Origin of the sequence: Prodigiosinella aquatilis (assembly GCA_030388725.1) — a bacterium.
Lineage (GTDB): Bacteria > Pseudomonadota > Gammaproteobacteria > Enterobacterales > Enterobacteriaceae > Prodigiosinella > Prodigiosinella aquatilis.
Window position 1 is genome coordinate 2,582,448 of record CP128857.1, and the last position, 14,303, is coordinate 2,596,750.

The window sequence follows — 14,303 nt, forward strand, 5'->3', positions numbered from 1 at the left end:
TTCCAAACCGCTACCATTATTTAGGTAACGGTTTGTCTCTTTATTTATTGTTTTCTGTTAGTTTACTATTTAGAAACAACTACCCGATTACCTGGAGCAGTTGCCATGAAACTGGCCATCTACAGCGCCAAACAATATGACTGTAAATACCTGGAACAGGTTAACCAGCACTTTGGTTACGAACTGGAATTTTTTGATTTCATGCTCAGCCCGCGTACCGCAAAAAACGCCACCGGCAGTGAGGCCGTATGTATTTTTGTCAATGATGACGGTGGACGAGAAGTATTGACGGAATTAGCTGAGTTAGGCATTAAAACCCTGGCACTACGCTGCGCAGGATTTAACAATGTTGATCTGGACGCTGCTTCTGAACTGGGGATAAAAGTGGTTTGTGTTCCGGCCTACTCGCCGGAAGCAGTGGCTGAACATGCTGTTGGCCTGATGCTGTGCCTGAATCGCCGCATTCACCGCGCTTATCAACGAACCCGCGATGCCAATTTTTCACTGGAAGGGCTGATTGGTTTCAATATGCATCAACGCACGGCCGGAATTATTGGCACCGGTAAAATTGGTATCGCCACCATGCGTATCCTGAAAGGATTTGGTATGCATCTGTTGGCCGTTGACCCTTATCCAAACCCACAGGCGCTGGAACTGGGTGCTAAATATGTTGACCTGAAAACACTGTATGCCAATGCCGATATTATTTCTCTGCATTGCCCACTGACACCGGAAAATCATCATCTGCTTAATAAAACGGCATTTTCACAAATGAAAGATGGCGTGATGATTATAAATACCAGCCGTGGCAGGCTCATTGACTCTCAGGCGGCCATCAGCGCGCTGAAACAACGAAAAATTGGCGCATTAGGTATGGATGTTTATGAAAACGAACGCGGCCTGTTTTTTACCGACAAATCAAATGACGTCATTCAAGACGATATTTTCCAACGTCTTTCCGCCTGTCATAACGTGCTGTTTACCGGCCATCAGGCATTTTTGACTGAAGAAGCACTGACCAGCATTTCACAAACCACATTGCAAAACCTGCAACAAATCAATCGAAATGAAGAGTGCCCTAACCTACTGAACCCTTGAATATCCAGCGCATTGGCGACGCTAGCCTCTGCTCACTGCCGAATTCAGCCAGCAGAGCACGTTCCGCTCATTAATTCCTGCTCATCACAGCGCTTACCGTTATTCAGCAAACAGGTTCCAATACGGGTGCCATTCAATTGGCGTGATATGCCCATTTTCCCACCAGCCAGCGTACAAATGACGGCGACTGACGAGCCATCATTCTGCAAGGCGACCATATCCCGAGCAGACATCATCGGCGAATTTGCTGAAGAGGTTTCTATGTTTTCATTGCTGCTGCAAGCCACTAAGATCAATGCGGTGCTTGCCAAAAACCATTGTGACAACTTCATTCTTTTTGGTTCCTGAACCGTTTTTCTACTATTCGTAATAATCCTATTTACCACAATTTACAATATGGGGAGAGAGAAACCTCGAGTTACCTCCGGTTTAGAGATGGTATACCTTTCGATCATTAACAATAATTGAGCACTGTATGTGGCAAGCCGTGTCTACTAATCCCGCTCCTTTACATTAAATCCCATCTGAATCATCTAAAATCACACTCATGTGGGCTGGCCAAAAGCTTCGCTAACCGCTTTGACAAAACTTCTGATTTTTACCGTTTGTCGCAGCCCGGCGGGTATCAGCATATTCATCGGGCGAACGGGTCCTTCATAATTCGGCAGAACCTGTATCAGACGTCCTACACTGATTTCTTCCTTCAGTACATCTTCAGGACCCAGCGTCACACCATAGCCGTTGATTGCAGCGTGCAGGAGCGCCCGCCAGTCATTTGAGCGAAACCGGCCTTCAGGCCGTACTTCTTCGGTTTTTCCCGCCTTGTAAAACAACCAACGGCAAGGCATGGAAGGAGACCAAATTCCATAGATAAGACACGAGTGGTGCACAAGATCAGCAGGCGTTTCTGGCACACCTTTCTGCTCAAGATAATCAGGAGAGGCACAAGCAATCAGTCGATAGGACCGCAAAGGATAGGCAATCATCGGACTGTCAGTCAGTTCACCGATACGGATAATGACCTCATACCCCTCCTCAAGCGGATCGACAACTCGGTCGCTCAACGTTAGCTCGACCTGAGTATCGGGATAGTGTTCCAGATAGCGCGTAATGAAGGGTGCAAGAGCGACAGCACCAAAGGTCACGGGTGCATTCACCCGGATCGTGCCGGAAGGTGTGACTTTCATCTCAAGTGCAATTGCATCGGCGGCATCTGCCTCTGCAAGCACAATCTTGCAGCGTTCATAGTAATTACGACCAATATCAGTCAGGTGCTGGCGGCGAGTGGTACGGCTCAGAAGCGTGGTACCCAATCGCGCCTCAAGCCGAGCCACATGCTTCGCCACCATCTGCGGCGAGATTCGTAAAACCTCTGCCACTGCGGCGAAGGAGCCAAGTTCTGCCGCTTTGACAAAGACATTCATGCTGGTCAGTCGGTCCATGATTCCCTCTTATATATTGTTTATCTATGCCATTACTTATCATTTATCAACACCAGGTATTTAATTATTCTTTCTCTTCCAGAAGATATTTGAAAGGAAAGAATGATGAAAATCGGTATTATCGGCGCGGGTTTTGTGGGGCGGGCGATTGCTGAACTTGCGATCAAGGCTGGGCATCAGGTAATGCTCAGTAACTCGCGTGGGCCACAGACACTATTCAGTCTTCGCCCGATGATCGGTTGCGAAGCAGGCACCGCCAGTGAGGCCACCCTATTCGGTGACATCGTTGTGATTGCCGTGCCCCTTACTGCGATCGGACAGCTACCGGCCTCAGCGCTTTCAGGGAAACAGGTCATTGACGCAGTCAACTACTATCCTGAACGCGATGGTCATATTGCTGAACTAGATAAACACACGACGACCACAAGTGAACTTCTGTCCAGCCATCTGCCTGGCGCGAAGATCACTAAAGCATTCAATGCCATTCCAATGACCCAACTTGTAAGTGATGGTCTGCCCGCCAGCAATGTTTTACGCCGGGCACTACCTCTCGCTGGAAATGACATTGATGGTAAAAGGATCGTAACCGGACTCTACGAGGCGTTCGGTTTTGACACTGTGGATGCAGGGGCATTGTCTGAAGGCTGGAGATTTGAGCGAGGGATGCCCTCCTACTGCGTGCGGATGACGAAGGATGAACTGACAATCTCACTTGACGAAGCTCGCCGCCTGGATCCCACAGTTGTTTAATCCAACTGACAGGCTTTACCAATAAATCTGGCCGTCTGTGCATAGCAAACGCCAGTCTGAGCTGAATTGCCCAGGCTGGCGTTCACATGAATAAGCACGCCGGCAGGTATCCGTACGATGTCCCGTCTTGCTCCCGCGATTGAAGCATTAAAAGCGTAAAGGAACTCACAGGGAAAAAACCTCGGAGAAAAAGAATCTACCCTCATCAGGAGTACTGGCCCACTGAAACTCAGCGGTTACGCTTTGTATTTCAACCACGAAAACAAAAAGGTGAGCAAAAAGCAAGTTACTCGCTTTTTTCAACCGGTGAATTATGGAACGCCGCCGTAAAACGATCTGGCATTCGTCGCTGCAATCCGTACCATACACATCATACTGATACATGTTGACTACTGTCAGCGGGTGCCAATTCTTTTTAGCAGATTAAAAAATGACAGAAAATCAAATAATTAAACCGAATCAACAATACAATTTGAACAAACTTCAAAAACGCCTGCGCCGTAACGTGGGACAAGCTATTGCCGATTTCAATATGATTGAAGACGGCGATCGCATTATGGTCTGCCTGTCCGGCGGCAAAGACAGTTACACCATGCTGGAAATTCTGCGTAATCTGCAACGCAGTGCACCCGTCACGTTTTCGCTGGTGGCTGTTAATCTGGACCAGAAACAGCCGGGGTTTCCTGAGCATATACTGCCACAGTATCTGGACAGTCTGGGTATCGAGTACCATATCGTGGAAGAAAATACCTATGGCATCGTGAAAGAAAAAATTCCAGAAGGGAAAACCACCTGTTCGCTATGCTCACGTCTGCGTCGTGGCATTCTGTACCGTACCGCCACTGAGTTAGGCGCCACCAAAATCGCCCTGGGTCATCATCGTGATGACATTCTGCAAACGCTGTTTCTGAATATGTTCTACGGTGGCAAGTTAAAGGGCATGCCGCCCAAACTGATGAGCGACGATGGCAAGCATGTGGTGATTCGCCCATTGGCTTATTGTCGCGAAAAAGATATCGAACGTTTTGCTGATGCCAGGCAGTTCCCGATTATTCCGTGCAACTTGTGCGGTTCTCAACCTAACTTGCAACGTCAGGTCATCAAGGACATGCTGCGTGACTGGGACAAACGCTACCCAGGCCGGATAGAAACCATGTTCAGTGCCATGCAGAACGCAGTGCCATCCCATCTGTGTGATACCGCTCTGTTTGATTTTAAATCCATTACTCACGACAGCGAGGTGGTAAATGGCGGTGATCTGGCGTTCGATCGTGAAATATTACCGCTGCAACCGTCAGGCTGGCGACCAGATGACGATGATGATTTCACTACCTCACTAGAAAGACTGGACGTGCTGGAAATCAAATAATCCAGGCGCTAATCGTTTAGCCAGGTAATGGATGGAACGCCCGCAGAGGAGTTACGCCTCAAACCAAGACATTTTTTATCCTTATACCGACGAAAAAAATGCCGACATAAAGTCGGCATGGTGTGAATCAATTGTGCTATGCAGTAATTCAAAAAAAGGAAGTAAGACAATATGGAGCGCAACGCCCATCGCTTGACGTTGCATTCACCTGCGGGAGTGATAGTGCCGTACCAATGGGTAAAAAATGTTGATATAACTCAATATTGCCGTGATTTTCTGTCTACTGCTCATAGAGTGTGATTATTTGCGCAATAAGAATCATTGTTTTTTCATAACCATTTACTGCGTTTTAACCACCAGGTAACACCAAACACCAATATGACCAACATCAGGCAAAACGCGGCGAATCCCCAATGATTCCCGGCCCCGGGAATGCCACCCAGATTAACGCCAAATAACCCCGTAAGAAATGTAGACGGCAAAAACACCATCGCCAGCAGGGACATAGTGTAAGTTCTGCGATTTAAAGCATCAGTCATAAGTGCGGTTATTTCATCAGCGATAACGGCGGTCCGCGCAATACTGGCATCCAGATCATCCAGCCCCCGCCCCAGCCGGGACGCAATCTCTTTCATCCGATGACGGTCGTCATCCTGAATCCAGGGAAGATGCTCACTGGACAAGCGGGAAAAAATATCGCGTTGCGGCGTCATATAGCGGCGCATCACAATCAGTTGCTTACGGATAAGAGCCAGTTGGCCGCGTGGCGGAATATTCTCATCCAGAATGCTATCTTCAAGATTGATAATCCGTTCATGCAGATCATCAATAAATTCGCTGGTGTCGTCAGTCAACGCCTCCGCAATAGAGACCAGCCAGCTGCCACTATCAGTAGGGCCATTACCATTCTTAAGATCGTCCACGACCTCATCAATCGCCGCGACCTTACGTCGCCGGGTGGAGACGATCAACTGGTCAGTAATAAAGACCCGGATAGCCACCAGTTGATCCGGTCTGGCATTGGCGTTGTAGTTAATACTACGCAGCGTGATCATGATCCCCTCACCCAGCCGACTCACCCGGGGACGGGCGCTTTCTCCCGCCAGAGCACTACGTATACTGTCAGGCAGTAACGTCGTTTCACTCAGCCATCGGATGCTGTCAGGTTGGGTAGAATCCAGATGCAGCCAGCAGGGTTTGGTGCTGCTAAGCGTGCCATACTCGCCAATCGGCATAACGCCGCCGTCACCATCCAGTTGGTAAGCATGAACGGCCCCTGTTTGCTGTAATGATTTTCCTTCAATGGCTACCACACGTTACCTCCGGTATTATAAACCCAACCCACCCTGATGGACGCCCTCCGTACTGACATTCGGAAGTGAGTGACTAATGTTTGAGAATATAGAGTGTTTGACTGTATGCCACATCTTCCGGATTGGTAATCGGGTACCCTTTTACCCACGGCTTGATCAAGCGTCCGTTGGTATATTGATAGATCGGTGCAATCGGGGACTGGTCCGCCAGTATCTGTTCGGCTTTGTTGTAGTCGTCATTCAGCATCTTGGCATCGGTCTGTCCCGCGGCGTCTGCAAGCACCCGGTCATAATCCGCATTTTTGAAACGAGCGATATTACCGCTGTGATTCGACGTTAACAGAGACAAGAATGTTGAAGGTTCATTATAATCCCCGACCCAAGACGCCCGTACTACATCAAAATTTCCTGTATTACGGCTATCGATGTAGGTCTGCCACTCCTGATTAACCAACCTCACATTCACACCCAGTTTCTTTTTCCACATTGAGGCGATGGCGATAGCAATCTTCTTATGCACTTCCTGTGTGTTGTACAGTAACGACAACTTCAATGGTTTTCCGGGACCATAACCGGCAATCGCCATCAGTGCCTTGGCCTGAGCATCCAGCTCTTCTTGTGAATATTGCTGCAATTCCACGGGCGCAGGCTTGAATCCTGCCGTCACATCCGGCGTAAAGTGATAAGCCGGTTTTTCTCCGGTTCTCAAAACCTTTTCCGCAATAACCTGCCGGTCAATAGCGTATGACAGCGCTTTGCGTACTCGCGGATCATTCGTCGGAGCGCGCTGGGTATTGAAGGCGTAATAATACGTTCCCAGTTGATCCGGCGTAAAAACCTGACCCGGTAACTCTTTCATCAGCTTTCGATACATGTTCTTGGGGAACGACTCCGTGATATCGATATCTCCAGCCAGATAGCGTTTAGTCGCGCTCGATTCACTATTAATCGGTACGAAAGTGACTTTGGTCAGACAGGTATGGGCATGATCCCAATAGTCATCATTCGGCACCAGCACCAGCTTTTCATTCACCACCCTGTCTTGCAGTTTAAACGCACCATTGCCCACTAAATTACCGGGTTTGGTCCAGTCGTTACCGTATTTTTCCAACGTGGCCTGATGTACCGGATAAAGACTGAAGTTAGCTACCAGGCTGACAAAATAGGGTACAGGTTTATTCAGTTGTACTTTGAGAGTGTGGTCATCCATTGCGATCACGCCCAGTTTCTCGGCTGGTAGTTTACCCGCCAGAATCTCATCGGCATTGAGAATGCCAGCCAAACGGGCAAACCAACCAAATGGTGAAGCATTTTTCGGTGTAACCAGCCGGCGCCAACTGTACACAAAGTCTTTGGCCGTTACCGGATCACCATTGGACCAACGGGCATTGTCACGTAATGTGAAAATAAACGTACGGTTATCATTGGTTTGCCAACGCAGCGCCACACCGGGGATCAGATTGCCATGCGCATCCTGATTGACCAGGCCTTCATACAGGTCACGAATAACCTGCGCTTCCGGCAATCCCACCGCTTTTATCGGATCCAGTGAGACAGGTTCGTCCTTGATATGACGAACAATTTCCTGCTTTTCAGCCAGTATGGTTCCCGGAGGCACTTGTGCGGCACTGGCGCTGCTCATTAACGTTGCAAATAACCCGCCACACAGGATGGAATAACGAAATAACATGATGAATTGACCTTACCTGATAACCACCCTGTTCGAATATCAGCAACAGGGGAACATGAACCATTGTTATGCCTAGAGACGCTTTCTGGCAGCATTTTCCGCGCTGAAAAACCATAGCTCTGGCGTTCTTTTTGGATAAAAGCGAACTTCATAACTGTCTTGTAGCGGTTTGAGTTTCCAGCTTGGGCGGACATTTTTCTTCGGTGCTAAAAAACGTTTCCACCCCAGCTTACGTTCCGCCTGCCGATCCAGCATCCAGGCGACGGAAGCCGATAATGGCAAACGAACATAGACGTCCTCGACACTGATATCACAAATGCACATATTTCACCTTACCGCATAAAAAATGGTTACTATCCCGTGGGTTATAATAGTCAAAAATCCGCTTTTACATCCAGCCATTATGGCTATATTACAGGTGTTATTCCCAACGGCATCACAGAAGTATTATTTGCTATGATGAACCTGACAATGGTGACGCAGGAATACAGTAATGACGCAACATGCATTACCCTATCGAGACAGGCAATCGCGTGGCTTTTTCTCCACATTCAGTGAGCCTTATGGTCACTCAAGACTAGGTGCACCACTTCTTTATTTCCCTGCTGAAATTCAGCATAGCGGTAGCGGGCTGATCATTGCAGGCACCCACGGAGATGAAACCGCTTCTACCATCGCGCTGTCCTGTGCCATGCGCAGCCTGGCGCCAGGCCACCGTCATCATCATGTCATTCTGGCGGTAAACCCGGATGGTTGTCAGCTAGGGATACGTTCCAATGCCAACGGTGTCGATATCAACCGCAACTTTCCGGCCAGTAACTGGCAACCGGGTGAAACCGTTTATCGCTGGAGTGATGCCACTAAGGCGCGGGATGTCACGCTATCAACCGGTGATGCTCCGGGGTCCGAACCGGAAACCCAGGCATTGTGCCAATTAATTGACCAACTCGCCCCTCCGTGGGTCGTGTCATTTCATGAGCCATTGGCCTGTATTGATGATCCACAATATTCTGTACTAGGCACATGGATGGCTTACCATTTTTCCTTACCGCAGGTAGACAATGTGGGGTATGGCACACCAGGCTCGTTTGGCAGTTGGTGTGCCGACAGAGCGCTGCTATGCATTACTGCCGAGCTGCCCGTCATTGCCGCAGACACGGCGAATGAGCGTTATCTTGACCCGATGGTTAACCTGTTGGGGCATAATTTTTTATATCAAAATTGAGGGTATTGCCCTACACTGAACAACATGTTAACCACATGTAACTAAGGACGCAGACATGTCACAGACTATACATTTTCAAGGCAATCCAGTACCCGTAGCCGGGGTCTTTCCCAAAGTGGGTAGCAAAGCCGGCGCGTTCTCGTTGGTTGCTAAAGATCTCTCTGACGTTGCTCTCAGCCAGTACGCAGGCAAACGTAAAATTCTGAACATATTCCCCAGCATCGATACCGGCGTTTGCGCGACATCTGTGCGAAAATTCAACCAATTGGGCTCCGAGCTGGAAAACACCGTTGTGTTGTGTATTTCTGCTGATCTGCCATTTGCCCAGTCACGCTTTTGTGGTTCAGAAGGGCTGAATAACGTAGTGGTGCTTTCTACACTGCGTGGCACTGAATTCAAAGAAAACTATGGTGTCGCCATTGTTGATGGTCCATTGAAAGGCCTGACTGCTCGTGCGGTTGTGGTACTGGATGAAAACGATATCGTATTGCACAGCGAGTTAGTGAACGAAATCACCACCGAACCGAATTATGATGCCGCACTGGCAGTACTGAAATAATCCCCGTCATCGGCGTTCATCATGCCAGTCAGCGTTTTACTGACTGGTATTTTTTCATTATCAATTAATTGCTTTTCTGAATGTCCACCGCCACACAAGATGTAATAGTGACTTGCTGCGGCTCGTGGTTTTCCTTACGCAACACCAGACCTGTACGCAGTACTAATATCAGCATCAAGCCCCATTCAGCACATAATGTAACGATCAGTGCGGTCAAAAATCGTCCTTGTGTAAAATGCAGCGTCTGAACCAACACCGTTCCCAGTAAAATGGGCCCCAACCCCAATGATGCTTGTTGCACCGTGGAAAGCAGTGCGCTACCAGAACCCGCATGCACCATGGGGACATCAGACAGCCCGATACGGAAAAAGCTGCTGACAATAAATGCCTGGCCGAACCCAATTACCGACGTTGCGGGTAATAAATACACCCCTTCCGACACGGGCCACACCCATACCAGCGTTGCTATCAATAGCAACAATCCGATCATCTGGATAGTGCACCCAATCAACAGAGCACGCGTTTTGCCAACCCGTCCAGTTATTCGACTGCTGAACAGTGAAGCAATAAAATAAGCCAACCCCAAACCAATAAAACTGTTCCCTGATTGTAACGGCGTAAACCCGGCACCAGATTGCAATGTGTAAGCCACGGCGAACATAAATCCGCTCCAACTGGAGAAAAATAGTACGGCAATCACTAGTCCCAACCGGACGCTGGGTAGACGCAATAAAGCTGGGGGCAATAACGGTGCTCGCTGTTGTCGTTCCTGGTAACGTTCAATCCACAACAGCAGAGGGAATAGCACCAGCGTGGCAGCCAGCGCCGCCAGACACTGCCACGGCCAGTGCCATATCGGGCCAAGTGCCAGTGGAAACAATAGACAGATAATCGCCAGCGACAATGCCACAATGCCAAGAAGATCGAGAGCCACCTTTTTCTCACCACGTGTATCCGGTACCCATCGCGGGGCACAGGTCAACACCAATAGACAAAAAGGCAGGTTAATAAGGAATACACTACGCCAGCCGTAACCACCAATATCCAGTTGAATCAGTAACCCACCCAGTACTTGTCCGACAATAAACGCCAACCCGCCAATGGCACTGTACAAACCGATGGCATGCGCATGCTCTCTACCACGCAGACAGACATGCAGCGTGGCAAGAATCTGCGGCACAATCAACGCCGCACCCACACCTTGCAATGCCCGAGCCACCAGTAACAACCATACCGTTTGCGCAATACCACACAGCAGAGAGGCCAGCCCAAATAAAAAGACCCCCATCATAAAGACCTGGCGACGGCCATAGTTATCACCCAGCCGCCCTCCCATCGCCAGAGAGACGGCAAAAGCTACGCCATAAACCGAAACCACCAGCTCTAGCTCAGCAGGACTGGCCGACAGGGAATGGGCAATAGACTCCAGTGCCACGTTGACTATCGAAAAATCGATCATCGGCAGCAGTTGTCCGGTTAATAAAATCACCAGACCGATACTGCTTAACCCCAGGGTGGATGAAGCATGTTTCATAATTGTACCCATTGCGTTAAGAACCAACCGGAGCTAGCATCACCTGTAAATTAAACGGGTACCAGTTCTTGATTATCCTGGTATAAACACTACCTGTCAGAATAGAAGAAGACGCGTAATGGCGATAATGAATGTTAATCCGCAGTCAGAAGCTGAAGCTCCGCCAACCATACAGAACAACCGTAAAGTATTGGGTACTTTTCTGCGTTCGCGCCGTGAAAGTCTCGACCCCCGGCGTCTGGGATTAGCTGTGCCCCGCAAGCGACGTACTCCCGGATTGAGACGAGAGGATGTGGCGCTATTGGCCGATGTTGGCATTACCTGGTACACCTGGCTAGAGCAAGGGCGACCTATTCGTACTTCAGTCAAAACGCTAACGGCTATCGCCGATGCATTGCAGTTTAATGAGGTGGAAACCCGGCATCTGTTTATGCTGGCAGGTTTACCATTCTCACCATCAGTGCAGGCAAGCTGCGAAAAAATTAGTGCTGCCAGTCAGCGGATCCTTGACCAACTCAACCCCTTTCCCGCTGTTATTGTCAATGCCCGTTTTACTATTCTTGGGTTTAACCAGTCTTGGTGCCGTCTGTTAAATATCGATCTGCGCCAGATTCCACTAGAAGATCGCAACTGCATCTACCTGGCGTTAACCCATCAGGGCTGGCGAGAGCACCTGGTCGATCTTCATGAATTTCTGCCCAATATTGTGGCCATGTTTCGCGCACAGATGGCGGAACATGCTGGCGACCGGCGATGGGAATCACAATTGCAGCGCTATCTTGCCGTATCAGAGGAATTTCGTCAGTTATGGCAGCAACACTACGAAATTCAGGGCGTTGATGATCGAGTAAAACGTTTCTACCACCCGGATCTCGGCATCATTTCACTGCGACAGATCAACTGGTGGACAGCATCACGTAATGGCGACCGCATGCTGGTCTATATGCCTGCGGAAGAACAAGATCAGCTATTACTGGATACTCTCGCCACATTTCCAGCGCCAAATGAATCCAAATGACCGAGACGCATTTAGGTAAGTTTATGTTCCCCTTACTGACACCCAACTAGCAATTTGCCCCTTCGCCAATGATGGTATTCCCCAGTTTGTCGATACGGTGTTGGAGTCTGTCAACACTGTCGGGCGCTGGCTACCCTGGTGTACATCCACTTACAGCACTATAGAAGCCACAGACTGGTTCACCTTCTGTGACCAGAGCAGGCAGGCACATACCGTGGTTGATCTTGGTATTTTTTGACCGGTCATCCGAAAGATTTTTAGGTGGTATCTCTATTAATGAAATTCAGCCGATTCGCCAAATGGGTAATATTGGTTACTGGATACGGCAATCCGCGCAAGGAAAAGGTATCGCGCTTGAAGCCGTTAACTCAATAGCCGTATACGGATTCAGTCAGCTAAAACTAACCAGGCTGGTAATTGTGGCGGGCGAAGAAGACAGGGCCAGTCGCCGGGTAGCAGAGAAAGCGGGAGCGCACTATGAAAGCATCGCCAGAAACCGGATCATCATCCGGCAGCAGCCGATCGATACTGCCATATATTCACTGGTTCCCGCAAATAGCCTTCATGCCCGTTAAAGAGGCACAGTGCTTACTCGTCTTCTTCCCCATTGACTTTACGATTGCTAAGCCCGTACTCCCGCAGTTTATTGGCTATCGCAGTATGAGAAACACCAAGCCGTTTCGCCAGCTTGCGAGTGCTGGGATAGGTCTGGTAGAGACGAGTCAGTACCGAGCGTTCGAAACGTTTACTGATATCGTCTAGCGACCCCTCCAATGGTTCATCACTCTGTGGCAACTCAGCCACGAAAGCGGGCAGATCGATATCCTGCAAACGCAACTCATTGCCATTCAGTTGAGCGAGTGCGCGATAGATGGTGTTTTTCAACTGACGCACATTGCCGGGCCAGCCGTATTGCGGCAGCAGATTACGCAGTTCCGGCACCAATTTTGGTCTTGGTATGCCTTGCTCATCCGCAAAACGAGCCACAAACAGTTCGGTCAATGGCATAATATCCGCCGGACGATCACGCAACGGCGGCAACGTCAGCGTCAGCACATTGAGGCGGTAATAGAGATCTTCACGAAACTGACCGTGCTGTACCAGTTCCAGCAGATTCTTCTGCGTGGCGCAAATAACCCGCACGTCCACATGAACTTCATGCTCTTCCCCTACCCGACGGAACGTACCATCATTGAGAAAGCGCAGCAGTTTAGTCTGCATCTGAGGTGACATTTCTCCCACCTCATCCAGCAATACCGACCCCCCATTAGCCTGTTCAAAAAATCCCTTTTTACCTTCCAGTGCATTGGGATAAGCACCCGGCGCATAACCGTAAAGTTCACTTTCCATAACGTCATCCGGCAAAGCCGCGCAATTCAGTGCCAGGAACGGTTCTTTTCCACGGGTACTGCGCAGATGGCACGCCCGTGCCAGCATATCTTTACCGGTGCCCGTTTCACCCACTATCAACAGCGGCGCATCCAGCATCGCCAATTTTCTTGCCTGATCGATCACCTGCCGCATCTTAGGGCTGATAGCGACCAGATGATCAAATTCGCTGTCATCATTAATGCCGATCGCCTGCAACTGGCGTCCCATACGCGCCGCAGATTTCAACATTATCAGCGCACCGACAATCGTCGGTTTAGCGGTATCGTCGTCCAGATATACCGGTGTTATTTCCAGCAGAAAATCCTGACTCTGGATCACTACTCGCTCGGTTTCTGGCACACTACCCAGCTCCAGCCAATGGGTAAAATTATATCCGTGGATCAATTGGCCAAGGGTGAGGTTACGGGCCTTCTCCACCGGTAATCCAAACAGCCTCAACGCCGCCGCATTGATCAATTCCACTTTCCCTCTCAGGTCGAGGGAAAACACCGGTTCCGGCATTGACTCCAACAAGGCGTTCAACGCTCGGTGCTCACGTTCGGAAGGCATAAAAGCAACGGTTCGGACATCGCTGATACCATCAATACGGCGAATTTCTGCCATCAATCCCCGGAAGTCATCAAAACTCAGGCTCGCGAAATTGAGATAAATTCGGCCAGCGGGATCAATTTCAATCCCGCGCAAATCAATATGACGGAGTACCAGCAAATCCAACAGTTCGCGGGTTAGACCAATACGGTCTTCACAAAAAACTTCCAGACGCATCAACGACAGCCTTCTTAATCAGGTGCGGCAGAGGATAAAACCTGATGATACCCTTTCACCGTCACAGGATGAAGTAAAGTGTCAGCAAAAGTTGACAGTCAACGAATAATTCAAACACGGTGCAATACCCGCTTCAGCACGGCGAACC

14 protein-coding genes are annotated in these 14,303 nt (G+C 49.3%); 7 read left to right on the forward strand and 7 right to left on the reverse strand.

Annotated features, from left to right (window positions below):
• The first annotated feature begins 105 nt into the window (after positions 1-105).
• Entirely contained in the window at positions 106-1,098 is a 993-nt protein-coding gene (locus PCO85_12010) for a 2-hydroxyacid dehydrogenase (GenBank protein WJV51990.1), read from the forward strand.
• Between the two features lie 44 nt (positions 1,099-1,142).
• On the opposite strand, the gene PCO85_12015 is transcribed toward PCO85_12010, so the two are convergent.
• The gene (locus PCO85_12015; GenBank protein ID WJV51991.1) at positions 1,143-1,430 is read right to left on the reverse strand and encodes a DUF333 domain-containing protein; all 288 of its coding nucleotides are present in this window, start codon (positions 1,428-1,430) and stop codon (positions 1,143-1,145) included.
• Between the two features lie 213 nt (positions 1,431-1,643).
• Positions 1,644-2,540 (reverse strand): LysR family transcriptional regulator, encoded by an 897-nt coding sequence (locus tag PCO85_12020; protein WJV51992.1) that lies wholly within the window; start codon positions 2,538-2,540, stop codon positions 1,644-1,646.
• A 105-nt stretch (positions 2,541-2,645) separates the two neighbouring features.
• On the opposite strand from PCO85_12020, the gene PCO85_12025 reads away from it, so the two are divergent.
• Together PCO85_12025 and ttcA are read left to right on the forward strand one after the other, a co-directional pair.
• A complete protein-coding gene (locus PCO85_12025) occupies positions 2,646-3,290 on the forward strand; it encodes an NAD(P)-binding domain-containing protein (GenBank protein ID WJV56070.1) in 645 nt (214 codons plus the stop codon).
• Positions 3,291-3,720: 430 nt separating this feature from the next.
• Positions 3,721-4,659, forward strand: coding sequence for a tRNA 2-thiocytidine(32) synthetase TtcA (ttcA, locus tag PCO85_12030; GenBank protein ID WJV51993.1), 939 nt, complete (start codon positions 3,721-3,723; stop codon positions 4,657-4,659).
• A 329-nt stretch (positions 4,660-4,988) separates the two neighbouring features.
• Here ttcA and zntB read toward each other — a convergent pair whose 3' ends face one another.
• From zntB to PCO85_12045, 3 genes are all read right to left on the reverse strand, one after another.
• Positions 4,989-5,972 carry a zinc transporter ZntB gene (gene zntB, locus PCO85_12035; protein ID WJV51994.1) on the reverse strand — a complete coding sequence of 328 codons (984 nt, stop codon included), beginning with the start codon at positions 5,970-5,972 and terminating at the stop codon, positions 4,989-4,991.
• 73 nt (positions 5,973-6,045) lie between these two features.
• Positions 6,046-7,662 (reverse strand): ABC transporter substrate-binding protein, encoded by a 1,617-nt coding sequence (locus PCO85_12040; GenBank protein ID WJV51995.1) that lies wholly within the window; start codon positions 7,660-7,662, stop codon positions 6,046-6,048.
• A 72-nt stretch (positions 7,663-7,734) separates the two neighbouring features.
• Positions 7,735-7,986, reverse strand: a complete 252-nt coding sequence (locus PCO85_12045) for a hypothetical protein (protein WJV51996.1) — start codon at positions 7,984-7,986, stop codon at positions 7,735-7,737.
• Positions 7,987-8,155: 169 nt separating this feature from the next.
• Here PCO85_12045 and mpaA point away from each other — a divergent pair, with 169 nt between their 5' ends.
• Positions 8,156-8,887, forward strand: a complete 732-nt coding sequence (gene mpaA, locus PCO85_12050; GenBank protein ID WJV51997.1) for a murein tripeptide amidase MpaA — start codon at positions 8,156-8,158, stop codon at positions 8,885-8,887.
• Positions 8,888-8,942: 55 nt separating this feature from the next.
• Positions 8,943-9,446: a thiol peroxidase gene (gene tpx / locus PCO85_12055; protein ID WJV51998.1), complete on the forward strand. Its 504-nt coding sequence runs from the start codon at positions 8,943-8,945 to the stop codon at positions 9,444-9,446.
• A 64-nt stretch (positions 9,447-9,510) separates the two neighbouring features.
• Here the strand turns inward: tpx and PCO85_12060 are convergent, their stop codons facing one another.
• Positions 9,511-10,980 (reverse strand): MFS transporter, encoded by a 1,470-nt coding sequence (locus PCO85_12060; protein WJV51999.1) that lies wholly within the window; start codon positions 10,978-10,980, stop codon positions 9,511-9,513.
• Between the two features lie 118 nt (positions 10,981-11,098).
• On the opposite strand from PCO85_12060, the gene PCO85_12065 reads away from it, so the two are divergent.
• Positions 11,099-11,998 (forward strand): helix-turn-helix transcriptional regulator, encoded by a 900-nt coding sequence (locus PCO85_12065; GenBank protein ID WJV52000.1) that lies wholly within the window; start codon positions 11,099-11,101, stop codon positions 11,996-11,998.
• Between the two features lie 218 nt (positions 11,999-12,216).
• Complete coding sequence (locus PCO85_12070; protein WJV52001.1) at positions 12,217-12,573, forward strand: GNAT family protein; 357 nt, start codon at positions 12,217-12,219, stop codon at positions 12,571-12,573.
• 13 nt (positions 12,574-12,586) lie between these two features.
• On the opposite strand, the gene tyrR is transcribed toward PCO85_12070, so the two are convergent.
• Complete coding sequence (tyrR, locus tag PCO85_12075) at positions 12,587-14,155, reverse strand: transcriptional regulator TyrR (GenBank protein WJV52002.1); 1,569 nt, start codon at positions 14,153-14,155, stop codon at positions 12,587-12,589.
• Between the last annotated feature and the right edge of the window lie 148 nt (positions 14,156-14,303).

Coding starts and splice junctions, on each gene's coding strand:
- PCO85_12010 (WJV51990.1), top strand. CDS start 106: ATGAAACTGGCCATCTACAGCGCCAAACAATATGACTGTAAATACCTG.
- PCO85_12015 (WJV51991.1), bottom strand. CDS start 1,430: ATGAAGTTGTCACAATGGTTTTTGGCAAGCACCGCATTGATCTTAGTG.
- PCO85_12020 (WJV51992.1), bottom strand. CDS start 2,540: ATGGACCGACTGACCAGCATGAATGTCTTTGTCAAAGCGGCAGAACTT.
- PCO85_12025 (WJV56070.1), top strand. CDS start 2,646: ATGAAAATCGGTATTATCGGCGCGGGTTTTGTGGGGCGGGCGATTGCT.
- ttcA (WJV51993.1), top strand. CDS start 3,721: ATGACAGAAAATCAAATAATTAAACCGAATCAACAATACAATTTGAAC.
- PCO85_12040 (WJV51995.1), bottom strand. CDS start 7,662: ATGTTATTTCGTTATTCCATCCTGTGTGGCGGGTTATTTGCAACGTTA.
- PCO85_12045 (WJV51996.1), bottom strand. CDS start 7,986: ATGTGCATTTGTGATATCAGTGTCGAGGACGTCTATGTTCGTTTGCCA.
- mpaA (WJV51997.1), top strand. CDS start 8,156: ATGACGCAACATGCATTACCCTATCGAGACAGGCAATCGCGTGGCTTT.
- tpx (WJV51998.1), top strand. CDS start 8,943: ATGTCACAGACTATACATTTTCAAGGCAATCCAGTACCCGTAGCCGGG.
- PCO85_12060 (WJV51999.1), bottom strand. CDS start 10,980: ATGAAACATGCTTCATCCACCCTGGGGTTAAGCAGTATCGGTCTGGTG.
- PCO85_12065 (WJV52000.1), top strand. CDS start 11,099: ATGGCGATAATGAATGTTAATCCGCAGTCAGAAGCTGAAGCTCCGCCA.
- tyrR (WJV52002.1), bottom strand. CDS start 14,155: ATGCGTCTGGAAGTTTTTTGTGAAGACCGTATTGGTCTAACCCGCGAA.